The sequence below is a fragment of the Mycobacterium alsense genome (assembly GCF_002086635.1).
In the GTDB taxonomy this organism is placed as follows: Bacteria; Actinomycetota; Actinomycetes; order Mycobacteriales; family Mycobacteriaceae; genus Mycobacterium; species Mycobacterium alsense.
Map to the genome: position 1 here is coordinate 1 of NZ_MVHD01000025.1, position 24,117 is coordinate 24,117.

At 72.7% G+C, this 24,117-nt stretch carries 14 protein-coding genes; 4 read left to right on the forward strand and 10 right to left on the reverse strand.

What is annotated here, in order from left to right; genetic code table 11:
• The 4 genes from BST11_RS15035 to BST11_RS15050 form a co-directional block, all read left to right on the forward strand.
• Nucleotides 1-1,806 (forward strand): SDR family NAD(P)-dependent oxidoreductase (locus BST11_RS15035; RefSeq protein WP_142276368.1); only part of this gene is annotated, 1,806 nt, incomplete at its 5' end.
• 29 nt (nucleotides 1,807-1,835) lie between these two features.
• Nucleotides 1,836-8,270 carry a type I polyketide synthase gene (locus BST11_RS15040; protein WP_083138732.1) on the forward strand — a complete coding sequence of 2,145 codons (6,435 nt, stop codon included), beginning with the start codon at nucleotides 1,836-1,838 and terminating at the stop codon, nucleotides 8,268-8,270.
• 3 nt (nucleotides 8,271-8,273) lie between these two features.
• Nucleotides 8,274-11,336, forward strand: coding sequence for a type I polyketide synthase (locus BST11_RS15045; protein WP_083138733.1), 3,063 nt, complete (start codon nucleotides 8,274-8,276; stop codon nucleotides 11,334-11,336).
• Between the two features lie 180 nt (nucleotides 11,337-11,516).
• On the forward strand, nucleotides 11,517-12,578 hold the full coding sequence (locus tag BST11_RS15050) for a type III polyketide synthase (protein ID WP_083138734.1): 1,062 nt from the start codon (nucleotides 11,517-11,519) through the stop codon (nucleotides 12,576-12,578).
• Here the strand turns inward: BST11_RS15050 and BST11_RS15055 are convergent.
• The 10 genes from BST11_RS15055 to BST11_RS15100 all read right to left on the reverse strand — a co-directional run bounded on the left by BST11_RS15055 (nucleotide 12,561) and on the right by BST11_RS15100 (nucleotide 23,851).
• A complete protein-coding gene (locus BST11_RS15055; RefSeq protein ID WP_083138781.1) occupies nucleotides 12,561-13,871 on the reverse strand; it encodes a cytochrome P450 in 1,311 nt (436 codons plus the stop codon). The two genes, BST11_RS15050 and BST11_RS15055, sit on opposite strands and share 18 nt — an antisense overlap.
• Nucleotides 13,872-13,885: 14 nt before the next feature.
• Complete coding sequence (locus tag BST11_RS15060; RefSeq protein WP_083138735.1) at nucleotides 13,886-15,658, reverse strand: ABC-F family ATP-binding cassette domain-containing protein; 1,773 nt, start codon at nucleotides 15,656-15,658, stop codon at nucleotides 13,886-13,888.
• 7 nt (nucleotides 15,659-15,665) lie between these two features.
• Complete coding sequence (locus BST11_RS15065; RefSeq protein WP_083138736.1) at nucleotides 15,666-16,391, reverse strand: PAS and ANTAR domain-containing protein; 726 nt, start codon at nucleotides 16,389-16,391, stop codon at nucleotides 15,666-15,668.
• A gap of 62 nt (nucleotides 16,392-16,453) precedes the next feature.
• The gene (locus BST11_RS15070) at nucleotides 16,454-17,563 is read right to left on the reverse strand and encodes an enolase C-terminal domain-like protein (RefSeq protein ID WP_083138737.1); all 1,110 of its coding nucleotides are present in this window, start codon (nucleotides 17,561-17,563) and stop codon (nucleotides 16,454-16,456) included.
• An 18-nt stretch (nucleotides 17,564-17,581) separates the two neighbouring features.
• A complete protein-coding gene (locus BST11_RS15075; protein WP_083138738.1) occupies nucleotides 17,582-18,031 on the reverse strand; it encodes a hypothetical protein in 450 nt (149 codons plus the stop codon).
• Nucleotides 18,028-19,047 carry an SDR family oxidoreductase gene (locus BST11_RS15080; protein WP_083138739.1) on the reverse strand — a complete coding sequence of 340 codons (1,020 nt, stop codon included), beginning with the start codon at nucleotides 19,045-19,047 and terminating at the stop codon, nucleotides 18,028-18,030. The genes BST11_RS15075 and BST11_RS15080 overlap by 4 nt, the downstream gene beginning before the upstream one ends.
• Nucleotides 19,048-19,114: 67 nt before the next feature.
• Nucleotides 19,115-20,905, reverse strand: a complete 1,791-nt coding sequence (locus tag BST11_RS15085; RefSeq protein ID WP_083138740.1) for a glycoside hydrolase family 15 protein — start codon at nucleotides 20,903-20,905, stop codon at nucleotides 19,115-19,117.
• Entirely contained in the window at nucleotides 20,898-22,619 is a 1,722-nt protein-coding gene (locus BST11_RS15090) for a GMC family oxidoreductase (RefSeq protein WP_083138741.1), read from the reverse strand. Before BST11_RS15090 ends, BST11_RS15085 begins: the two co-directional genes overlap by 8 nt.
• Complete coding sequence (locus BST11_RS15095; protein ID WP_083138782.1) at nucleotides 22,619-23,365, reverse strand: gluconate 2-dehydrogenase subunit 3 family protein; 747 nt, start codon at nucleotides 23,363-23,365, stop codon at nucleotides 22,619-22,621. The genes BST11_RS15090 and BST11_RS15095 overlap by 1 nt, the downstream gene beginning before the upstream one ends.
• A 6-nt stretch (nucleotides 23,366-23,371) precedes the next feature.
• Entirely contained in the window at nucleotides 23,372-23,851 is a 480-nt protein-coding gene (locus BST11_RS15100; RefSeq protein ID WP_068209626.1) for a hypothetical protein, read from the reverse strand.
• Between the last annotated feature and the right edge of the window lie 266 nt (nucleotides 23,852-24,117).

Here is a 24,117-nt window from a genome sequence, read left to right on the forward strand (position 1 = left end):
GCCATGGGTTTCGACGACGACCACATCGGCGACTCCCGGACGCTCGAGTTCGAGGAGAAGTTCCTCTCCGCCACCGGTGGCGCGGGCGTGGACGTGGTGCTGAACTCGCTGGCCGGCGAGTTCACCGACGCGTCGCTGCGGCTGCTGGTGGGCGGCGGGCACTTCATCGAGATGGGCAAGACCGACCCGCGCGACCCTGACCTGATCGCCGGGCTGCACCCCGGCGTGCGGTATCGGGCGTTCGACCTGACCGAGGCCGGCGCGGAGCGTACCGCGGCCATGCTGGCCGAGGTGCTGCGACTGTTGCGCGATGGGGCCGTAAAACCCCTGCCGCTCACCACGTTCGACGTGCGCTGCGCCGCGGCGGCTTACCGGTTCGTCAGTTCGGCCCGCCACGTCGGCAAGGTCGTCCTCACGGTCCCCGACGGGCCCGGCGGGTCGCTCAGCGGCCCCGGTGGCGGGCTGGCCGGCGGCAGCGTCGTGATCACCGGCGGCACCGGGATGGCCGGCTCGGCGCTGGCCCACCACCTCGTCGAGCGGTACGGGGTGGCCCACGTGGTGCTGGCCAGCCGCGCCGGCGGGCGGGCCCCGGGCGTCGGCGAGCTCGTCGACCGACTGGAACGGGCCGGGGCCCGGGTGTCGGTGGCGGCCTGCGACGCGGCCGACCGCGACGCCGTCGCGGCGATGCTGGCGCAGCTCCCCGCGGAATACCCGCTGCGCGCGGTCGTCCACGCGGCCGGGGTGCTGGACGACGGGCTGATCTCCTCGCTGACCCCGGACCGGTTGGAGGCGGTGTTGCGGGCCAAGGTCGACGGCGCGTGGAACCTGCACGAGCTGACCCGGGACCGGGATCTGGCGGCGTTCGTGGTGTTTTCGTCGATGGCCGGGATCGTGGGCACGCCCGGCCAGGCCAACTACGCGGCGGCCAACAGCTTCCTCGACGGGCTGATCGCCCACCGCCGCGCCCACGGGCTGGTCGGCTCGTCGCTGGCCTGGGGCCTGTGGGAGCAGTCCTCGGCGATGACGGCGCACCTGGGCGAGCGGGACAAGGCCCGGATCGGCCGGATCGGCCTGGCGGCCCTGTCCACCGCGCAGGCGCTGGAGTCGTTCGACACCGCGCTGCTGGTGGACCGCCCGGTGGTAGTCGCCGTCCGGGTGGACCGGGCCGCCCTGTCCGACAACGCGGCCGGGCTGCCCCCGCTGCTGCGCGAGCTGGCCGGCCGCCCGGCCCGCCGCGTCGTCGCCGACGCCGATGTGACCGCGTCGACGAGCGGGCTCAAGGCCCGCCTGCACGGGCTGAGCCCCGAGGCGCGCCAGCGCGAGCTGGTCGATCTGGTGCGCGGCAACGCCGCGACCGTGCTCGGTCTGCCCGGCGCCGCGGACGTCGAACCCGGCCGCGCGTTCCGAGACCTCGGCTTCGACTCGCTGACCGCCGTCGAACTGCGCAACCGCCTCAAAACCGCGACCGGCCTTACCCTTTCGCCGACCCTGATCTTCGACTACCCCACGCCGGCCATCCTCGCCGACCACCTCGGCGCCGAACTGACCACCACCACCGACCGGCCCGCGCTGATGGCCCGCTTCGACGACATCGTCCGCGAGCTGCAGGCGCTGCTCGGCGCGCCCGACTGCAAGCCCGACGACAAGTCGCGGCTCAGCGCGCGAATCCAGGGCCTGCTGGCCACGCTTGCGCCCGCCGACCGGGCCGACCCCGACCAGCCTGACGGGCTTGACCAGGACCTGCACGCCGCCGACGAAAGCCAGCTCTTCGCGATCCTCGACGAAGAGCTCGGCCATCACGAATGACCGAGGAATGACCCAGGAATGACTCACGCATGACGGGACCGAACACCTCCAAGCACGTCGACTACCTCAAGCGCCTGACCGCCGATCTCCGGCGGACCCGGCGGCGGCTCGCCGAGCTCGAGGGCAAGCTGTCCGAGCCGGTGGCGGTGGTCGGCATGTCCTGCCGTTACGCGGGTGGGGTGGACTCGCCGGAATCCTTGTGGCAGATGGTGATCGACGGCCGCGACGCGGTGGGGGACTTTCCCGCCGATCGGGGCTGGGACGTCGACGCGCTGTACGACCCGGATCCCGACGCGCAGGGCAAGATGTACACGCGCCAGGGCAGCTTCCTGGACAACGCCGGCGACTTCGATGCGGGCTTCTTCGGCGTGGGGCCCAGCGAGGCGCTGGCGATGGACCCGCAGCAACGGCTCATGCTCGAGGTGTCCTGGGAAGCGTTGGAGCGGGCCGGGATCGACCCGCAGTCGCTGCGCGGGTCGGCGACGGGGGTGTTCGCCGGGGTCATCCACGCCGGCTACGGCGGCGAGGTCGAGGGCGAGCTGGAGGGTTACGGCCTCACCGGCTCGACGCTGAGCGTGGCGTCGGGCCGGGTGTCCTACGTGCTGGGGCTGGAGGGCCCGGCGGTGTCGGTGGACACGGCGTGTTCGTCGTCGTTGGTGGCGATGCACCTGGCGGCGCACGCGTTGCGTTCGGGGGAGTGCGATCTGGCGCTGGCCGGCGGCGTGACGGTCATGGCCACCGCGGCCGCGTTCGTGGAGTTCAGCCGGCAGCGGGCGCTCGCCCCCGACGGGCGGTGCAAGGTGTACGCCGGCGCCGCCGACGGCACGTCGTGGTCGGAGGGCGCGGGGGTGCTGGTGCTGGAGCGGCTGGCCGACGCGCGCCGGTTGGGGCATCCGGTGCTGGCGGTGCTGCGCGGTTCGGCGGTGAACCAGGACGGCGCCTCCAACGGGCTGACCGCCCCGAACGGGCCGTCGCAGCAACGGGTGATCGGCGCCGCGCTGGCCGACGCCGGGCTGACCGCCGCCGACGTCGACGTCGTCGAGGGGCACGGCACCGGAACGGTGTTGGGCGACCCGATCGAGGCCCAGGCGCTGCTGGCGACCTACGGGCAGGAGCGGCCGGCGGACCGGCCGCTGTGGCTGGGGTCGATCAAGTCGAACATCGGTCATACCTCGGCCGCGGCCGGGGTGGCCGGGGTGATCAAGATGGTGCAGGCGATGCGGCACGGGCTGATGCCCAAGACGCTGCACGTAGACGTGCCCACGCCGCACGTGGATTGGTCCGCGGGCGCGGTGTCGCTGCTGACCGAGGCGCGGCCCTGGCCGGCCGCCGCCGGACCGCGCCGGGCGGGGGTGTCGTCGTTCGGCATCAGCGGGACCAACGCGCACGTGATCATTGAAGAGGCCCCAGTAGAGGCCCCAGTAGAGGCCCCAGTGGAGGCCCCAGTCAAGGCCCCCGTAGAGCCCGGCAGCTTGGAAGGCGTTGCGGCCCAACGGGATGGCGGCGGGCCCGTGGTGCCGTGGGTGGTGTCGGCCCGCTCGGAGCGCGCGCTGGCCGACCAGGCGGCCCGGCTGCTGGCCCACCTGGGGGCGGACGCGGATTTCGGTGCCGCCGACGTCGGGTGGTCGCTGGCGACCACGCGGTCGACCTTCGAGCATCGGGCGGTGCTCGTCGGCGGCGACCGCGAGGCGCTGCGGGAGGGGTTGGCCGGCCTGGCCTCCGGCGCGGAGGGCGCGGCCGTGGCGGTGGGGATCGCGCGGTCGCCGGGCAAGACCGTGTTCATGTTCCCCGGCCAGGGCTCGCAAGCGCTGGGGATGGGCGCGGCGCTCTACGAACGCTTCCCGGTGTTCGCCCGCGCCTTCGACGAGGCGGCCGCCGCGGTGGACGGTCACCTGCGGCTGCCGTTGCGGCAGGTGATGTGGGGCAATGACCCGGAGTTGTTGCAGAGCACCGAGTTTGCCCAGCCGGCGCTGTTCGTCGTCGAGGTGGCGCTGGCGGCCCTGTGGCGCTCATGGGGCGTGGTGCCCGACGCGGTGCTCGGGCACTCGGTCGGGGAGCTCGCGGCGGCGCACGCGGCCGGGGTGCTGTCGCTGGCCGACGCGGCGCGGGTGGTGGCGGCGCGGGGGCGGTTGATGGCGGGGCTGCCCGCCGGCGGCGTGATGGTGGCCGTCGCCGCCACCGAGGCCGAGGTCGCCCCGATGCTGACGGACGCGGTGAGCATCGCGGCGGTCAACGGCCCGAACGCGGTGGTGCTCTCGGGCGAGCGGGACGCCGTGGACGCGGTGGCGGACGGGCTCGCCCAGCGGGGCCGGCGGGTGCACCGGCTAGCGGTCTCGCACGCGTTCCACTCGGCGCTGATGGACCCGATGATCGACGAGTTCGCCGCGGTGCTGGCGGGCCTGTCACCGCGAGCGCCGCGGATTGCGTTGCTGTCCAACCTGACCGGGCAACCGGCCGGGCCCGGTTACGGTTCGCCGGCCTACTGGCTCAGCCACGTGCGCGAGCCGGTGCGCTTCGCCGACGGCGTGCGGGCGGCCGAGTCGCTGGGTGCCGGGGTGTTCTTGGAGGTCGGGCCCGGGGCCGCCCTGACGGCGGCGGTGGCCCAATCGTCGGGCGTCGCGGCGGTGCCGAGCATGGCCAAGGACCGGCCCGAGGTCGACGCGGTCCTGGTGGCGGCCGCCAACCTGTTCGCGACCGGTGGCGCCATCGACTGGTCGGCGACGTTCGACGGCCTGAGCCCGCGGCGGGTTCCGTTGCCCACCTACGCCTTTCAGCGGCGCCGGTATTGGCTGCCGGCCGAGCTGGTCGGCTCGAGCGACGCGAGCGCGTCGGGGTTGGCGGGCACCGAGCACGCCCTGCTGGGCGCGGTGGTGGAGCGGCCCGACTCCGGCGGGGTGGTGTTGACCGGCCGGCTGTCGACGGTCGCGCAGCCGTGGCTGGCCGACCACGCGGTGGCCGGGACGGTGTTGTTCCCCGGTGCCGGGTTCGTCGAGCTGGTGCTGCGCGCCGGCGACGAGGTCGGCTGCTCGGCGATCGAGGAGCTGACGCTGTCCGCCCCGCTGCTGCTGCCGGCGACCGGCGGGGTGCGCGTGCAGGTCGTGGTCGGCACGCCCGCAGAGTCGGGGCACCGGGCGGTTTCGGTGTATTCGGCCGGCCTGCACGGGGATTCGGACTGGGTAATGCACGCCGCGGGAGAGCTGAGCGCGACCCCGGTGGAGCCGCCCGCCGAGCCGTCGGTGTGGCCTCCGGCCGGAGCGACGGCCGTGGACGTGGGCGGCGGCTACGACCGGCTGGCCGAACTGGGCTACCAATACGGCCCGGCGTTTCGGGGCCTGCAGGCGATGTGGCGGCGCGGCGAGGAGATCTTCGCCGAGGTCGTCGTGCCGCAGGCCGCCGGCGCGACGGTCGGCGGGTACGGCATCCACCCGGTGCTGCTCGACGCGGCCCTGCACGCGCTCGGGATGGACGACGAACACGCGCAGGCGGTCTTGCCGTTCTCCTGGCAGGGTGTGTGCCTGCACGCGGCCGGAGCCGCGCGGGCCAGGGTGCGGCTGGCCCCGGCCGGCGCCGGCGCGGTGTCGGTGGAGCTGGCCGACTCCGCGGGGCTGCCCGTGCTCTCGGTGCGCGAGCTGGCCCTTCGGCCGGTGTCGGCCGGGCAGCTGACGGCGGGGGCGGCCCGGCCCGGCGGCGGGGGCCTCTTCGAGCTCACGTGGTCACGAGTGGCGCCCGCGTCGGCGTCGCCCGACGCCGCCGGCGACGGAACGGTGGTGTGGGAGACGGGCTCCCGGGACGGCGCGGGTCCGCCGGCGTCGGTGTACGCGGCCACGCACGAGGCGCTGGGCGTGCTGCAGTCCCGGCTGGCCACCGACGCCGCGGGGGTGCTGGTCGTGCTGACCCACGGGGCGGTCGGGCTCACCGACGACCAGGTCACCGACCCGGCCGCCGCGGCGGTATGGGGGCTGGTGCGTTCGGCGCAGGCCGAGCACCCCGGCCGGGTGGTTTTGGTGGACTCGGACGGATCGATCGACGTGAACGCCGTGATCGGCTGCGGCGAACCGCAATTGGTGGTGCGCGCCGGCGAGGCGTACGCGCCGCGTTTGAGATCCGCAGCCGCCGGCCCCCTCTTGGCGTTGCCCCCGGAAGGATGGCGGCTGGCCGCGGGCGACGCGGGCACGCTCGAGGACCTCGTCGCGCGGCCCTGCCCGCGGGTCGACCTGTCCGCGGGGCAGGTGCGGGTGGCGATCGCCGCGGCCGGGGTGAACTTCCGGGACGTGTTGGTCGCGTTGGGCATGTACCCCGGCGCCGCCGAGTTGGGCGCCGAGGGCGCCGGGGTGGTCGTCGAGGTCGGGCCCGGCGTGACCGGATTGTCCGTCGGCGACGCGGTGACGGGCATCGTGGGCCTGACGGGTTCCGAGGCGGTCGTCGACCAGCGGCTGGTGGCGCGCGTGCCGGCGGGGTGGTCGCTGGTGCAGGCCGCGGGGGTGCCGGTGGTGTTCTTGACGGCGCTGTACGGCTTGTCGGATCTGGCGGGGCTGCGCGCGGGGGAGCGGGTGCTGGTGCACGCGGCCGCGGGCGGAGTGGGGATGGCCGCGGTGCAGCTGGCGCGGCACTGGGGTGCGGAGGTTTTCGCCACGGCCAGCCGCGGCAAGTGGGACACGTTGCGCGCCATGGGTTTCGACGACGACCACATCGGCGACTCCCGGACGCTCGAGTTCGAGGAGAAGTTCCTCTCCGCCACCGGCGGGGCCGGTGTGGACGTGGTGCTCAATTCGCTGGCCGGCGAGTTCACCGACGCGTCGCTGCGGCTGCTGGTGGGTGGCGGCCGGTTCATCGAGATGGGCAAGACCGACCCGCGCGACCCGGAGCTGATCGCCGGGCTGCACCCCGGCGTGCGGTATCGGGCGTTCGATCTGATGGAGGCCGGGCCCGACCGCATCGCGGAGATGCTGGGCGACTTGATGAGCCTGTTCGCGGCCGGCGCGCTGACGCCGTTGCCGGTCAAGGCCTTCGACATCCGCCACGCCCCGGAGGCCTACCGCTTCGTCAGCCACGCCCGCCACATCGGGAAGGTGGTGCTCACCCTGCCCGATGGACCCGCCGGACTCGCCGGCGGGACGGCGCTGATCACCGGTGGGACCGGCATGGCCGGTGCGGCCCTGGCCCGCCACCTCGTCGAACGTCACCGGGTGCCGCACGTGATCCTGGCCAGCCGCGGCGGCGAGCGGACCGACGGCGCAACTGAACTCGCGGCCGAGCTGACCGAGGCCGGCGCATCGGTGTCGGTGGTCGCCTGCGACGTCGCCGACCGGGACGCGGTGGCGGCGTTGCTGGCGCGGGTGCCGGCGGCCCACCCGCTGCGCGGGGTGTTCCACGCCGCGGGCGTGCTCGACGACGGGCTGATCGCCTCGCTCACCCCGGATCGGGTGGACGCGGTGTTGCGGGCCAAGGTCGACGGCGCCTGGAACCTGCATGAGCTCACCGCGGACCTGAACCTGTCCGCGTTCGTGATGTTTTCGTCGATGGCGGGCATCGTGGGCGCCCCCGGGCAGGCAAACTACGCGGCGGCCAACAGCTTCCTGGACGCGCTGGCCGCCTACCGCCGCGCCCGCGGACTGGCCGCGACGTCGGTGGCCTGGGGCCTGTGGGAACAGGCCAGCGCCATGACGCGGCACCTCGGCGACGCGGACCGGGCCCGCATGAGCCGGGTCGGGCTGGCGCCCCTGTCCGGCCCACAGGCGTTGGCGCTCTTCGATGACGCGCTGCTGGCCGATCGCTCCGTGCTGGTGGCAACCCGGCTGGACACGGCGGCGCTGGGACGTGCCGGTGCCGCGCTGCCGCCGTTGCTGCGTGGGCTGGCGACCCGCCCGGCCCGGCGGGTCATCGCCGACGCCGGCGCCGCGTCGGCCTCGGCGTCGGGCCTGCGCGCCCGCCTGCACGGGCTCACCGCGGAGCAGCGGCACCGCGAACTCGTCGACCTGGTCTGCACCGACGCCGCCACCGTGCTCGGGCACGCCACCGCGGACGTCGACGCCGAACGCGACTTCGCAGACCTCGGGTTTGATTCGCTGACCGCCGTCGAACTGCGCAACCGCCTGAAAACCGCGACGGGGCTGACCCTTTCGCCCACGCTGATCTTCGACCATCCCACGCCATCGGCGCTGGCGGGGCACCTCGATAGCCAGCTGGCCGTCACCACCACCACCGATGCCGCACCCGACCGGATGGCACGCTTCAACGACGTCGCGCGCGAACTGCAGACGCTGATCGACCGGCCGGACTGGAGCCCCGAGGACAAGGCGCAACTGAGCGGGCGCATCCACACCCTGCTCGCCGCCCTGAGCGACCCGCCCCCCGACGAGACACACGACGACTTCCACGACGACTTCGACGACTTCCACGACGACATCGAAACCGCCACCGAGGCCGAGCTTTTCGCCATCCTCGACGAGGAAGTCGGACCGTAGCCCGTGCCACCGACGGACATAGCGGTCATCGGGCTGGCGTGCCGATTCCCCGGCGCCGCCGACCCCTCCGAATTCTGGCGGCTGCTTCGCGACGGGCTCGAGGCCGCGCAACTGCCAGGCGAAGTCGCCGAATTCGACGCGGACTTCTTCAACGTCTCGCCGCGCGAGGCCGCCGCGATGGACCCGCGGCAGCGGCTGGCCCTGGAACTCGCGTGGGAGGTGCTGGAAGACGCGTACGTCGTGCCGCAAACCCTGCGCGGCGAACGGGTCGGCGTCTACCTGGGGGCGATGACCGACGACTACGCGATGCTGACGCTCTCCTCGGCCGATGGCGAAGACCTCGATCACCACTCGTTCGCCGGTGTCAGCCGCGCGCTGATCGCGAACCGGATCTCCTATGTCCTCGGGCTGCACGGCCCGAGCCTGACCGTCGACTCCGGCCAGTCGTCCTCGCTGGTAGCCGTCCACCTCGCCTGCGAGAGCCTGCGCTCCGGTGAGTCGAGGCTGGCCATCGCCGGCGGCGTCCACCTCAACCTGGCGAGTGAAACCGCTGGGCTGGAGCGGGAATTCGGCGCCGTGTCCGCCTCCGGGCACACGTACGCCTTCGACGCCCGCGCCGACGGGTACGTGCGCAGCGAGGGCGGCGGCCTGGTGCTGCTGAAAACCTTGCACGCCGCCCTCGACGACAAAGACCCCATCCGCGCCGTCATCCGCGGCAGCGCGGTCGGCAACGCGGGGCACACCGCGGGCGGGCAGACCGTCCCCTCCGTCCCGGCGCAGGCCGACGTCATCCGCCGCGCCCTCGAGACGGCAGGGCTCGACGCCGGCGGGGTGCACTATGTCGAGGCCCACGGCACCGGCACCACGGCGGGCGACCCGGTGGAGGCCGCGGCGCTGGGCGAGGTGTTCGCCGGGCGCCGGGACCCGATCGGCCTGGGGTCGGTCAAGAGCAACATCGGTCACACCGGGAGCGCCGCCGGCATCGCGGGCCTCCTCAAGACCGTGCTGGCGCTCGAAAACCACGCCATCCCACCGAGCCTCAACTTCGCCACGCCCTCGGCCGATCTGGACGCCCTCGGGCTGCGCGTCAACACCGCGCTGACGCCCTGGCCGGCGGGCGACGGGCCGCGGCGGGCGGGGGTGTCGTCGTTCGGAATGGGCGGCACCAACGCCCACGTCGTCCTCGAGCAGGCCCCCGAAGCGCCGAAAGGCCCCGCCGCCGAACGCGATGTCGCGCCGACGGCGTGGGTGCTGTCGGGCCGCTCGGAGCGGGCGACGGCCAACCAGGCCGCGCGGCTGCGCACGCACCCGACCGCCAATACCCTGCCGGTCGCCGACGTGGCGTGGTCGCTGGCCACGACGCGGGCGGTGTTCGAGCACCGGGCCGTGGTGACGGGCGCCGACCGCGAGGCCCTGATCGACGGGCTGGAGGGCGTGGCCCGCGGCGAGCCGCGTGCCAACGCGGTGACCGGACGGGCGGGCACGCAGCCCAAGACCGCGTTCGTGTTTCCCGGACAGGGGGCGCAGTGGCTGGGGATGGGGTCCGAGCTGTGCGCCCGATTCCCCGTGTTTGCAACGGCTTTCGACGAGGCCGCCGACGCACTGGACGGCGGGCTGCGGCTGCCGCTGAAGGACGTGCTGCGGGGGAGTGACGCAAACCTTTTGGGCAACACCGAATTTGCCCAGCCGGCGCTGTTCGCCGTCGAGGTGGCGCTCGCGGCGCTGCTGCGGCACTGGGGCGTGGTCCCCGATGTCGTACTGGGCCATTCGGTCGGCGAGATCGCCGCGGCCCACGTGGCGGGGGTGCTGTCGCTGGCCGACGCGGCCACGATCGTCGCGGCGCGGGGGCGGCTGATGGCCGCGCTGCCCGCCGGCGGCGTGATGGTCGCCGTGGCGGCCGGGGAGGCCGAGGTCGCCCCCGTGCTGACCGACGGCGTGACCGTCGCGGCTGTCAACGGTCCGGGCGCGGTGGTGCTCTCGGGCGCGGAGGCTCCCGTCACCGCCGCCGCCCGGACCCTGGCCGCCCGCGGCAAAAAGGTGCGCCCGCTGACGGTCTCGCACGCGTTTCACTCACCGCTCATGGAACCCATGATCGACGACTTCGGGGCGGTGGTCGCGGGCGTGGCACCGCAGCGGGCACGAATTGCGTTGGTGTCCAACGTTTCCGGTCAGCCAGCCGGGCCCGGGTACGGAACCGCGGACTACTGGGTCGGGCACGTGCGCCGACCGGTGCGCTTCGCCGACGGGGTGCGCACCGCCGAGTCGTTGGGCGCGGAGGTGTTCGTGGAAGTCGGGCCGGGCGGTGGCCTGGTCGCCGCGGTGGAGCAGTCACTGGCGACCGACCGGCCCGCGGCGGTGGTGACGCTGGCCAGGAACCGGCCCGAATTCGAATCGCTGCTCGCCGCGGCCGGCCGGCTCTTCGTCACCGGCGTGCCCGTCGATTGGCGCGCCGCGCTGCGGCCCGGCCGCCGGGTCCCCTTGCCCACGTACGGCTTTGCCCGGCAACGGTTTTGGTTAGGCTCCCTCCCGGACCGGCCGTCCGCACCCAGGAGCGGGCTGGCCGAGCGCCTGCACCGACTGCCGGCCCCCGAGCGGCGTCGCGAGCTGGTCGAGCTGGTGCGCGCGCACGCGGCCGCCGTGCTGAGACATTCCGGCGCCCATGCCGTCGACGCCGAACGCGCCTTCGACGAACTCGGATTCGACTCGCTCACCGGCGTCGAGCTCCGTAACCGACTGCGGGCCGACACCGGGCTACCGCTGCCGCGCACCCTCGTGTTCGACTATCCCAACCCGGCGGCGCTCGCCGAACATTTGGCCCGACAGCTGCTGCGCGGGGACCAACCGGAGTCCGACGAAGAACGGATCTGGTCGGTCCTGCGCAAGATTCCGATTCGGGAACTCCGAAGAACCGGATTGCTCGACAAACTGTTGCTGTTGGCCGGCGAACCGGAAAAGCCGTTTGCCGTCCCGTCGCTCAGCGACGACGCCATCGACTCCCTGAGCCCCGACGCCCTGGTTGCGCTGGCCTTCGACACCGAAGACCCGGCCGACGGCGCGCAACGGTGAAACACGTGTTCACAAAACTGATTACGCGACGCGCTTAAACGCTTATTTGACAGACGTTGAATATCAACCATTTTGCGATACCGCAACAAAACTTTTAAACTTCCGACGTTAACTGTGGGGCTTCGGCGGCGCGCGAGAGCAATCGTTTTCCTCGGGTCGCGTCCTTGAAAAGGCAGGGGCATGAGCGTTATCGCAGGTGTGTTCGGTGCGTTGCCACCGCATCGGTACAGCCAGAGCGAAATCACCGATCAATTCGTTGAGTTTCCCGGGCTGAAGGAGCACGAAGAGATCATTCGGCGGCTGCACGCCGCCTCGAAGGTCAACAGCCGCCATTTCGTCTTGCCGCTGGAGCGCTACGCGACGCTGACCGACTTCGGCGATGCCAACGAGATCTTCATCGAGCAGGCGGTGAACCTCGGCTGCGAGGCGCTGCTGGGGGCGCTCGACGAGGCCGGCCTGCAACCGACGGACATCGACCTGATCGCGACCACGACGGTCACCGGCGTCGCGGTGCCGTCGCTGGACGCCCGGATCGCCGGGCGCCTCGGGCTGCGGCCGGACGTGCGCCGGCTGCCGCTGTTCGGGCTGGGTTGCGTGGCCGGCGCCGCGGGCGTGGCCCGGCTGCACGACTACCTGCGCGGCGACCCCGACGGCGTCGCGGTGCTGATCGCCGTCGAGCTCTGCTCGCTCACCTACCCCGCGATGAAGCCGACCGTCTCCGGGCTGGTCGGAAGCGCGTTGTTCGGTGACGGGGCGGCCGCGGTGGTGGCCGTCGGCGATCGCCGGGCCGAACTGGTACGCGCCGCCGGCCCGGACATCGTGGCGTCGCGCAGCCGCATGTACCCCGAGTCGCTGCACATCATGGGCTGGAACGTCGGCTCGTCGGGCTTCCAGCTGGTGCTTTCCCCGGAGCTGACGACGCTCATCGACCAGTACCTCGCCGACGACGTCAACGGCTTTTTGGCCACCCACGGGCTGGCCAAGGACGACATCGGCGCCTGGGTCACCCACCCGGGCGGTCCCAAGGTCATCGACGCGATCACCCGCAACCTCGAGCTCGGCCCCGACGCGCTCGAGCTGACCTGGCGGTCGTTGGGCGAGATCGCCAACCTGTCGTCGGCCTCGGTGCTGCACATCCTGCGCGACACGATCGCCAAGCCGCCGCCGAGCGGAAGCCCCGGGTTGATGCTGGCGATGGGCCCCGGGTTCTGCTCCGAGCTGGTGCTACTGCGCTGGCGCTGAGCCGCCCGCGCCTCCGACCTCGACGACGTCGACGGCCAGCCCCGGCCGGGGTGACAGCGCGGCCATGTTGTGCGCGCGGATCCGCTGCGCGGGCAGCCGCAGCCGGGTCCGGGCGACCAGCCGGGCGAGCATGACGGTCATCTCGGTGGTGGCCATCACCGACCCGATGCAGCGGTGCAGGCCCCCGCTGAACGGAATGAATTCCCCCGCGGCGGGCTTGCGGAAATCCGGTGACCCGGGATCCCAGCGCGACGGCCGGAAGTCCGTGGGGTCCGGCCACAGCTCGGGCAGGCGGTGGGTGACGTACGGGCTGAAGATCAGCAACCGGCCCGCCGGGATGCGGTGCCCGTCGAAACGCAGGTCGCGCATCACCTTGCGGGCGGAGATCACCCCGGGCGGGTACAGCCGCAGCGTCTCGTGCACGACGCCGTTGAGGAAGGTCAGCGCGCCCAGATCGGCCCCGGACCAGGTGCGGGGCGGCCGGTCGCCGAGCACGCGGCGCACCTCCGCGACGGCGGCGTCCCAGGCGCCGGGCAGCGACAGCAGCGTGTGGATCGCCCACGCCAGGGCGCCGCTGGTGGTCTCGTAGCCGGCGGTGATCAGCGAGATGACCGCGTCCCGGATCTCGTCATCGCCCAGCGCGTAGCCCTCCTCGCCGCGGCCCTCGATCAGCATGGTCAGCATGTGGTCGTCCGGCGCGGGTCGCGCGCGGGCGGCCGCGATCTGGGTGTCGACGAGGTCGTGGAGGCGGGCGCGGGCCCGCTCGCCCCGCCGCCAGGCCGGGGTGTTGAGGCGCCGCTGCAGCGCCACCACCGGGGGGAGGCGGTGGGTGAGGTCCAGCAACGGCTGGAGGTGCTCGCCGAGGAAGTCCGAGTGGGCGGCCAGCCGCTCGCCGAAGAGGCTCGCCGCGGTGCTGCGCCGGACCGCCGACCGGCACTGCCGGTAGGCGTCGACGCGCTGGCCGGGCCGCCACCCGTCGATGACGGCATCGATGCTGGCGACCATCGTCGCCACGTACTCCTGGATCTGGCGGTGGCGCAGGCCGGGCGCCACCACGCTGCGCCGGCGCCGGTGGTCGTCGCCGTCGCTGACGATCAGCGCGGTGGGCCCGTCGACCAGGGCCAGGTTGCCGAACGTCTCGCGCCAGCTGAACGCGTCGGCGTTGGCGAACACGAACCGGTTCGCCTCGGCGCCCAGCAGGTAGGTGTAGCCGCGCCGGCCCACCCCCGCGCCGATCACCGGGCCCCGCCGCCGGTACAGCGCGAGCAGCGCCTCGCCGGGCGGGTACCGCACCGGCGGGTGCGCGTTCACTCGAGGTGCTCCGACAGCTCCAGCCATTGCCCCTCCATCATCGCGGTCTCGTCTTCGAGCGCGCGCAGCTCCCGCGTCAGCCGCGTCAGGCCGGCGTGGTCGGACTGGTCGTGATCGGCCAGTTCGCGGTGTTTGGCCGCGATCCGGTCGGCGAGGCGGGCGAGCTGGCGGTCGAGGGAGGCCAGCTGCTTCTCGGCGGCGCGGCGCTGTGCCCCCGACATCGCCGGGGGCTGCGACGCTTGCGGTTTCACGGGTGGGGAATCGGCCGCTTCGGCCGCCAGCCGCAGGTACTCGTCGACGCCGCCGGGCAGGTGACGCAGGCGGCCGTCGAGGATCGCGTACTGCTGGTCGGTGACCCGCTCGAGCAGGTAGCGGTCGTGGGACACGACGATCAGCGTGCCCGCCCACGAGTCGAGCAGGTCTTCCGTCGCGGTGAGCATCTCGGTGTCGACGTCGTTGGTGGGCTCGTCGAGGAGCAGCACGTTCGGTTCGGACAGCAGCGTGAGCATCAGCTGCAGCCGGCGCCGCTGTCCACCGGACAGGTCACCGACGCGCGCGGACAGCTGTCCCCGGCCGAACCCGAGCCGCTCCAGCAGCTGGGCCGGGGTGACCTCGCGGCCGTCGACCCGGTAGCCGCCGGGGAGCCGGCCGAGCACGTCGGCGATCCGGTCGCCGTCGACCGCGGCCAGGTTCTCGCCCCGCTGGTCGAGCACGGCCAGCCGGACGGTCTTGCCGCGCTTGACGCGCCCGCTGTCCGGTGTGACGGTGCCGGCGATCAGGCCCAGCAGCGTCGACTTCCCGGCGCCGTTGGCCCCGACGATGCCGGTGCGTTCGCCGGGGGCGATCCGCCATTCGACGTCGCGCAGCACGGCGCGCCCCCCGAACGTCACCGACACGTCGAGCAGGTCGACGACGTCCTTGCCGAGCCGCGCGGTGGCCAGCCTGGCCAGCTCGACCGTGTTGCGCAGCGGCGGCACGTCGGCGATGAGCTGGTTGGCGGCCTCGATCCGGAACTTGGGCTTGGACGTCCGCGCCGGCGCGCCGCGGCGCAGCCAGGCCAGCTCCTTGCGCATCAGGTTCTGCCGCTTGGCCTCGGCCGCGGCGGCCACCCGGTCGCGCTCCACGCGCTGCAGCACGTAGGCCGCGTAGCCGCCCTCGAACGGCTCGACGATCCCGTCGTGCACCTCCCACGTGCTGGTGGCGACCTCGTCGAGGAACCAGCGGTCGTGCGTCACCACCAGCAGCCCGCCGGTGTTGCGCGCCCAGCGCTGCCGCAGGTGGCCGGCCAGCCAGGTGATGCCCTCGATGTCCAGGTGGTTGGTGGGCTCGTCGAGCGCGATGACGTCCCACTCGCCGACCAGCAGCCGGGCCAGCTGGACCCGCCGGCGCTGGCCACCGGACAGCGTGGCGACCTTGGCGTCCCAGGCGATGTCGGACACCAGCCCGCCGACCACGTCGCGCACCCGCGCGTCGCCCGCCCACTGGTGCTCGGGGGCCTCGCCGACCAGCGTCCAGCCGACCGTGCGGTCTTCCTCGAGGGTGTCGCCCTGGCTCAGCGCGCTGACCCGCAGCCCGCCGCGACGGGTGACCCGTCCGGCGTCGGGCCGCAGCTGACCCGTCAGCAGGCCGAGCAGGCTGGACTTGCCGTCGCCGTTTCGCCCGACGATGCCGACGCGCGCGCCGTCGCCGACGCCCAGCGTGACCGACTCGAACACCACCCGAGTCGGGTATTGCAGACGTACGTCCTCGGCTCCCAGCAGGTGTGCCACCGGGCAATTATTCGAGAGTGAGCAGCGCCTGGTCGACGTGGGCCCGGGTGTCGGGGGAAGTCTTGCCGGCCACCGCGTCCAGGAAGCGGGCGGCCAGTTCGCGCACCTTGAGGTTGCTCTCCTGCGACCGCCACACCAGGATGTCGAAGGCCCGCTCCGCGGAGATGCCGTAGGCGGCCATCAGCACGCCCTTGGCCTGCTCGATGCGGGCGCGGGCGTCGGCCACGGCCTCCAGCACGTTGGTGATGTCGGAGTGCAACGAGTCGGTGACGTCGACGTAGAACCCCGAGGTGCCGATCAGGGCGCCGGCGTCGTCGACCATCCGGTCGCCCGCGACGACGACGCAGTGGGTGTGGCCCGCGGTGTCGACGATGCGGTGCCGGCTGCTGAACGGCTTGCCCTTGTGGACGTGGTCGAGGACGGCCGCGACGCGTTCGCGGTCGTCGGGGTGTTTGTGTCGCAGCAGCAGTTCGGTGGTGGGCTCGACCTCGCCCGGCTCGTACCCGTGCATGCGCGCGACCGGGTCCGACCATTCCCAGCGCTGGCCGTGCAGGAAGAACCGGAACCTGCCCACCCGCTGCGGATCGCCCAGACCCAAAACCAGGTCGACCGCGCCGAACTCGTGTTGCTCGAGGACGTCGGACATGAGCGCATCCGACGGCGGCGCGGGGCGGTCGGCGCCGGCCTGCCCGTCGCGGCGCTCACAGGCGCCTCCTTCGGAATTCACACTCATTGGCTAAAAATGCCCATTTTCGCCGTCTTCCATGCACGCTTCTTTCGTGGGCCTCAGGGCCGTCACTTGACCCGGTACTGTTCGGCGTCGCGGTGCTTGAACTCTAGCCCGAGCCCCGGCCGCTGCTGGTCCGGCCGCAGCGCGCCCCCGTCGGGGGCCAGGGCGCCGTCGAAGAGCATGTGCTCGATGCGGTGGTGGTCGTGGAAGTACTCCAGGTGCCGCAGGTTGGGGATCGCGGCGGCGACGTGGGCGTGCAGGTTGGGGGCGCAGTGCCCGGACACGTCGACGTTGTGGGCGGCGGCGACGCCCGCGGCGCGCAGCCAGTCGGTGATGCCGCCGCAGCGGGTCACGTCGATCTGCAGGCAGTCGACCGCGTCGGCGGCCAGCATCCGCCGGAAGTAGGTGAGGTCGTAGCCGTACTCGCCGGCGGTGACGTCGGGGGTCACCTGGTCGCGCACCTCGCGCAGGCCGGCGAGGTCGTCGGAGGACACCGGCTCCTCGAACCAGGTGACGTCGTGGTCGGCCATCGCGTGCGCGACCCGGATCGCCTGCTTGCGCCGGTAGCCCCCGTTGGCGTCGACATACAGCTCAGTGTCGGGCCCGATCACCTTGCGCGCCAAGGCGATTCGGTTCAGGTCGCGGCGCTCGTCGGAACCCCAGGACTCGCCGATCTTGATCTTCACCCTCGGGACCTTCCACGCGTCGACCCAGCGCTCCAGCTGCGTGCGCGTCGCGTGCTCGTCGTAGGTGGTGAAGCCGCCGCTGCCATAGATCGGCACCTCGGGCCGCGCCACCCCGAGCAGCCGGCACACCGGCAGGTCGAGCAGCTTGCCCTTGACGTCCCACAGCGCGGTGTCGACGGCCGAGATCGCGCAGGACACCAGGCCGGGCCGGCCGCTGTTGCGGATCGCGGTGACCATCGACTCCCACGCGCCGGGAATGTCCAGGGCGCTGTGCCCCCGGACGGCGCCGGCCAGCGGCCCGGTGATCAGCTGGCCGCAGGCGCCGGAGGCGTAGGTGTAGCCGAGCCCGCGCCGGCCGCCCGCGACGACCTCGGCCAGCACCAGGGTGGTCGACGACCAGGCGAAGGTGCCGTCGGCTTCCGGTGCGTCGGTGGGGATTTCGTACACCTGCGCGGTGATCTCGTCGATGCAGGCGTCCGGGCGCGTCATGATTCCCTCCGAGATGTCTTAGGGGATGTTCAGGGCGGCGCGGGCGGCGCCGGGCAGGGTGTGCCGGGTGATCGGGGCGGCGACCCGGTGGCGCAGGCGGGCGAGAGCTCCGAGCGCGTCGTCGGTTTGCGACGGCCCGGGGTCCGCCCTGCGCGCGTCGGCGGCGCCGGCGGCGGCGAACAGCCCGGCGACCGCGGCGCTGAGCAGCGTCAGCCGCCGCGACCCGCCGTCCACCGCGGCCCAGGCGAGCATCGTGGCGGAGTGCACCAAGTCGACCTCGGCGCCCAGGGCCAGCGACACGGCGTCGGGGCGGACGTCCGTCGCCGCCGCCTGCGCCAGCAGCCGCGCCCCCAGGATCCGGGTCACCGCCCGCTCCCGCGCCGTGATCCGGTCGGTGATCAGCCGCAGCGCCCGGGCGGGGAGGGCCAGCAGCACCGCCCCGTAGACGATTCGGGCCCACGCGGTCATCGCGCGGCGCGCCTCCCGAGCAGCGCGCCGAGCGCGCTCAGGCCGACACCCAGCGCCCCGGCCGCCCCGGCCCCGCCGATGACGGGGTGCTGGGAGAACCACGCCTGCGGGCTGTGCGCATGGGACTGGTCGTCGAACTCGCCGTGGGCGCCGTGGTCGGTGCCGGGCTCCTGGTCGACGGGCTCCCACAGGTTGCTCGGCCGTTGGCCGTTGACGCGTTCGTCGGTCTGCTGCGAGTCGTAGCCGGTGCGGCCCAGGTAGCGGTCCAGCAGGGGAGCGAGGAACTTCTGCCCGAGGATGGTGACCGCGGTGCTGTCGCCGACCCAATACTGTTTGCGTTCCGGGTGATCCGCGGCGTAGACGACGCCGCGGGCGGCGACCTCGGGCTGGTAGATCGGCGGCACGGGCTGGGGATGCCGGGGCAGGCGGGACAGCACCCAGGAGAACTGCGGGGTGTTGACCGCGGGCATCTGCACCACGGTGATGCGCACGTTGGAGCCCTCGTGCAGCAGTTCGCAGCGCACCGATTCGGTGAAACCGTTGACGGCGTGCTTGGCGCCGCAGTAGGCCGACTGCAGCGGGATGGAGCGCTGGCTGAGCGCGGAGCCGACCTGCACGACGGTGCCGCGGTCGCGCGGCTTCATCTTCGCCAGCGCCGCCATGGTGCCGTAGACGTACCCGAGGTAGGCCACCTCGGTGACGCGTTTGAACTCCTCGGGGCTGATCTCGCTGAACGGCGCGAACACCGACGTGAACGCGACGTTGATCCACGTGTCGATCGGCCCGAAGGCGGCCTCCGCCTCGTCGGCGGCGGCCGCGACGGCCTTGTGGTCGGCCACGTCGGTCGGGATGGCCAGCGCCTTGCCGCCGCCGGCCTCGACGTCCTTGGAAGCGCCCTCCAGCCCGGCCGCGCCGCGCGCGAGCAGGGCGACGTTTGCGCCGCGCCGCCCGTACAGCTGGGCGGTGGCACGGCCGATGCCGGCGCTGGCTCCGGTGATGACGACTGTCTCTGTCATGGGGAAATGCCCTTTCTTTTCAGTCTTCTTCAGCTCTTTTCGGTCTTGTTCGGTCTTTCAGTCCCGGTCAGGCGTGGTGCACGGCGTCCTCGGCGAGGGTGGCCGTGCACTCCAGGAGCAGGGCGTGCGCGAAGGCCTGCGGCAGGTTGCCGCGCAGCTGGCGCTGCCGGACGTCGTACTCCTCGCAGAACAACCCCGGCGGCCCGCACGCGGAGCGGTTGCGCTCGAACCAGCGCATCGCGCAATGGGAATGGCCCAGCTGGTGTTCGGCGAGCGCCATCATGAACCCGCACAGCAAAAACGCGCCCTCGGCATCGCCGAGGTCGCGCTCGTCGTGGCGGAAGCGGTAGACGAACCCGTCGTCGCTGAGCTGCTCGCGAACGGCGTCCAGCGTGGCGCGGGTGCGCGGGTCCTCGGCCGGCACGGCCCCGCGCACGGGCGGCAGCAGCAGCGACGCGTCGACCCCGCGCAGCCGCGGGCTGCGCTGCCAGTAGCCCTGCGGGTGCAGGCTGCCGGCCGCGGTGTCGGCGAGGATCGCGTCGGCCAGGGAGGCGCAGGAGGCGACCTCGGGACCGGCGCCGGCCACCTTGGCGATGGCGCGCAGCCCCGCCACACACGCCAGGCGGGACTGCGTCCAGTGTTCGTCGTCGATCTCCCAGATTCCGGCATCCGGCTCGCGCCAACGCTTTTCGATGGCGCCGATGGCGGCCTGGGCGGCGCGCCAGCCCTCGGCGTCGAGCCGGTCGGCGGCGCCGGCCCTGGCCAGCAGCTGCAGCGCCTCGCCGAAGACGTCGAGCTGGAATTGCTGGTTGACCCAGTTGCCGACCTTGTCGGCGCCGCCCGGGTAGCCGGGCAGGTCGAGGGTCTCCTCGCCGGGCACGCTCTGGCCGGTGACGGTGTAGGCGGGCTTGAGGTCCGGCCCGTCCTGCAGCAGCCGGGCACCGACGAATTCGACCGCGCGGTCCAACAGCTCGCTCGCCCCGACCGCCGAGGCGGCGATGCCCGCGTACACCTGGTCGCGGATCCACGCGTAGCGGTAGTCGTAGTTCTGGTTGGTGTGCGCGCGTTCGGGCAGGCTCATGGTGGCCGCGGCGACCATGCCGCCGCCGCTGCTGGTCAGCCCGCGTAGCACCGCGTAGGAGTGGCGCCCGTCGCGCGGGGCGATGGTGCAGTTCAGCTCGGGCACGCTGCGGTGCCAGGTGGCCGCGGTTGCCTCCCAGGCGATGTCGGGGTCGGGCGGGTCGTCGGGCAGTGCCCGTTCGGAGAGCTCCAGCACGAGGTCGTGATGCCGGCCCTCCTCGATGGTGAGCTCGCAGGTCAACAACTCGGCCCGGTCGCGCGCCGTGTGCGCGGGCCGCGCGCCGCGCCCGCCCGTCCAGCGCCAGCGCAGTCGCCCGGACCGGCCGCTCCACACCCCGCCCTCGCGGGTCGGCTGGCCCAGACCGTGGCCGCCGAATGCGGCGCTCGGCCGCAGCAGCACCCGCACGCGGGCCGTCCCTCGGCAGCTCCGCACGCGCCGCAGCAGCACCACGCGGTCGGGGTCGCCCGGAAACGCAAGCGCCTCACGGCATTCCACGATCGTGTCGCGCGTGGTCCAGCGGTCCCGCCAGATCAGGGTGCCCGGCTCGTAATACCCGCCCCAGACGTTGCGCACGTCGGCGGGGCTGATGGCATACACCCCGCCGCCGCCGATCAGGGACGAGAACACCGCCTCGGAATCCCATCGCGGCGCGCACAGCCACGCCACGTCGCCACGCGGGCCGATCAACGCGCCGCGTTCGCCGTCGGCGATGAGCGCGTACTCGCGCAGCACCCGGGGTGGGAACGCCGCCTCGACGTCGATCGTCTGCTCAGCCACGAACCCCCGCCTTCGACCGTCCCGCCCGAAGGCCTCCGGTTGCGTCGGTGCGGATCTTGCCGGTGGCCATGCGTTCGGCGAGCCGGGAGGCCAGCGCCATGATGGTCAGGGCCGGATTGGCCGACCCCTGCGTCGGGCAGACGGAACCGTCGGCGATGAACAGGTTGGGCACTCCCCACACCCGGTGGTCGGGGTCGACCACCGAGTTTTCCGGGCCGGTGCCCATGCGGGCGCCACCGATCAGGTGGGCGAAGCGCTCGATGGTGAGCACGTCCTGGGCGTCGGCGGCGCGCAGGATGTCCGCGATCACCTTGGTGGAGTACTCCATGTTCGCCTTGTCGTTGTCGCACAGCGTGTAGTCGAACCGGGCCACCGGCAGGCCGTAGGGGTCCTTCGCTTCGTCGCCAGAGGCGAGGGTGACCCGGTTGTCGGGCCGCGGCAGCAGCTCGTTGAGCACGCCGATGGTCGCCCAGTGGTTGTAGTCGCGCATGTACTCCCGCAAGGCGCGGCCCCAAAGTCCCTCGGCGAGCACGTGTTCGGCCCAGCCGATGGGCATCGGCGAAACGGTCTGGATGGAAAAGCCGCGGGCGAACCCGCGTGCGGGGTCGGTCTCGTAGAACTGCTCGGAGGACACCTCCGGCGGCGGCGCCTTGTACATGCGAACCTCTTCGGACCACCGTCCCGCCGACTGGGTGGCACCCTGCACCATCACATAGCGCCCGACCTGGTCGTCGTTGTTGCCCAGCCCGTTCGGGAAGCGCTCGCAGGCCGAGTTCAGCAGCAGGCGGGGCGTTTCGATGGAATAGCCCGCGATCGCGACGGCCCTGGCGCGCTGCAGCCGTTCGGCGCCGCCGACCTCGTCGTAGTAGACCACGCCTCGGGCCGCGCCGGTCTCGTCGAGCTCGACGCGCGCGGCCATGCAGTTGGCGCGGATCTCCACGTCGTGGGCCAGCGCGTCGGGCAGGTGCGTCACGTACGGGCTGGCCTTGGCGTTGACCTTGCAACCCTGCAGGCAATAGCCGCGGTAGATGCAGTGCGGGCGGTTGCCGAAGGTGCCGTTGACGATGCCGACCGGTCCCACCCGCATCTCGATGCCGAGCTTCAGCGCGCCCTCCCACATCTTGGCGGCCGCTCCCGAAATCGGATGGGGGGCAAACGGATAGCGATGCGGGTCGCCCCAAGGCCAATTCTGGCCGGCCACCGGGAGTTCGAGCTCGACGCGCTCGTAGTGGCTGCGGATGTCCTCGTAGCGGATCGGCCAGTCGGCCCCGACCCCGTCGAGGGTGTAGGTCCGAAAGTCGCTGGGATGGAACCGCGGGCAGTACCCGGCGTAGTGCACCATCGAGCCGCCCACGCCCCGCCCGGAGTTGTTCTTGCCCAACTCGATCGGGTCTTCGCCGCCGATGATGCGCTTCTGCGTCCAGTACAGCTCGTGGGCGCCCGCCTCGTCGGACACCCAGTCCTCGTCGGGGTGCCAGAACGGGCCGGCCTCGAGGATCACGATTCGCCAGCCCGCGCGCGCCAGGCGTTGCGCGAGCACCGATCCGCCCGCGCCCGCCCCGACGACGACGAGGTCGACCTCGTCGTCGTCGCGGTAGCGGCGCATGGTCCGCTCGCCGGGCAGGTCGCGCGAATGCACGTCGAGCAGAAACCGGGAGTCGTTGTCCTTCGGTCCGACCGCCCCCTTGAGCAGGCCACGCCAGAAGTCGCCCATCACACCTCGCCCTCTTGCACGACCTGGACCGGGTCCTCGTCGGTGGCGCCCGGGGTCTCGTACGGTTCGCGCGCGGCGGCCGGTCCGGTGGCGCCGCCCAGGCGCATGAACCCGTGCGGGTAGGCCGGGCCGCCGAACCCGATCTCGTTCCAGGCCCAGGGGTGGGAGTAGAAGCCCGACAGCGTCATTCGCATGCACACCGACCAGGCGCGCTTGACGTTCAGCCGCTCCCAGGTCCCGCCCTCCAGGTTGCCCTGCGCGAAGTCGCCGATGATGTCCTCGCGCAGCTCGGGCCCGGCCGCGGCGAACGAGGCCGTGCCGTAGCGGCTCGACGCGGTCTCATCGAGGCCGCGCAGCACCAACCGCCAGGTGTCGCGGTCGTCGGGCATGTCGGCGTATTGGTATCCGTCGAGCCGCCCGTCGGCGAGCTTGGAGTCGACCGACTCGGCCGCCGGCACCCGCGGCTCCTTGTCCTGCGCGAGCACCGTGTCGCAGAACGCGCGCAGGCACGCTTCCTCGCCCGCGGTGAAAAACCGCAGCGGCCCGGGCGGCTCCAGCCGGGCCAGCACCACCTTGCGGGTGGCCTCGTCCCAGTTGTCGGCGTTCTCCAGCACGTCGTAATCGGGGTAGCGCCCGATCATCTGCGGCGTGGTGCCGCGGCGTTGCTTGGGCAGCCAGGACGGGTGCGGGGGCTTGCGGTCCGCGCGCAAATTGGGCAGGTGGTCGGGGCGTGAGGTGTCGGCCATCATGACCTATCCCCGGAACCGTTCGCGGCGCAGGATCGACGCCAGCAAACCCATCCCGCCGACCATGCACATCAAGCCCGGCGCGGCGATCGGGGGGCCCATCGGAACGTTGTAGGACGCGTGCTTCCACCCGCCGGGTCTGCGCGCGACGCCGCGGGCGTGCAGGTATTCGCCCATGAGGCCGTTGGCCGTGTAGATGGCGGCGGTGATCGGCAGCCACACCTTGGCCCAGCGCCGCGAGAACACCCCGCCGATGCCGGCGACGACCACCGGCGGCGTCACCACGATCGGGCTCCACATCCACTTGTTGCCGAAGCTGGCCTTGTAGTGCTCGAAGTAGATTTCGGCCGTCGTGACGACGGCCGAAATGGCCGTCAGCCCCGACAGCGAACGCTCGAAGCGGCCGTGCGCGACGTTGTACAACGCCCGCTCGGTCAGCTGCTCGGCCTCGCCCTTGCGCCGATCGCCGTTGCTCAACAACAACATTGGCTTCCCTTTCTGGGTGATTTGGAATTGCCCACTCGGCGGTCGTCGAGGTGTCGGGTCATGCACATCGGGCCACCTCACTCCCGCAAGCAAACACGCTGCAGCTGCCGACACCCTGGGTTGCGACGAGTCGAGATGGCCGCCCAGAGGACTGGTTGGCGCCCAGCTGCGTGTTTCAACCGTGGGTCCTGACGGCATGCGGGCATGCGTCGCGAACCTTGCGCCCTCGGTAGGTACCCCGTTGTGCCCCTGGTTAACCGGGAACG

Excerpts from the sequence above, each read along its gene's own strand:
- BST11_RS15050 (WP_083138734.1), top strand. The coding sequence starts at position 11,517 with ATGAGCGTTATCGCAGGTGTGTTCGGTGCGTTGCCACCGCATCGGTAC.
- BST11_RS15065 (WP_083138736.1), bottom strand. The coding sequence starts at position 16,391 with ATGAGTGTGAATTCCGAAGGAGGCGCCTGTGAGCGCCGCGACGGGCAG.
- BST11_RS15040 (WP_083138732.1), top strand. The coding sequence starts at position 1,836 with ATGACGGGACCGAACACCTCCAAGCACGTCGACTACCTCAAGCGCCTG.
- BST11_RS15090 (WP_083138741.1), bottom strand. The coding sequence starts at position 22,619 with ATGGGCGACTTCTGGCGTGGCCTGCTCAAGGGGGCGGTCGGACCGAAG.
- BST11_RS15075 (WP_083138738.1), bottom strand. The coding sequence starts at position 18,031 with ATGACCGCGTGGGCCCGAATCGTCTACGGGGCGGTGCTGCTGGCCCTC.
- BST11_RS15070 (WP_083138737.1), bottom strand. The coding sequence starts at position 17,563 with ATGACGCGCCCGGACGCCTGCATCGACGAGATCACCGCGCAGGTGTAC.
- BST11_RS15095 (WP_083138782.1), bottom strand. The coding sequence starts at position 23,365 with ATGGCCGACACCTCACGCCCCGACCACCTGCCCAATTTGCGCGCGGAC.
- BST11_RS15100 (WP_068209626.1), bottom strand. The coding sequence starts at position 23,851 with ATGTTGTTGTTGAGCAACGGCGATCGGCGCAAGGGCGAGGCCGAGCAG.
- BST11_RS15080 (WP_083138739.1), bottom strand. The coding sequence starts at position 19,047 with ATGACAGAGACAGTCGTCATCACCGGAGCCAGCGCCGGCATCGGCCGT.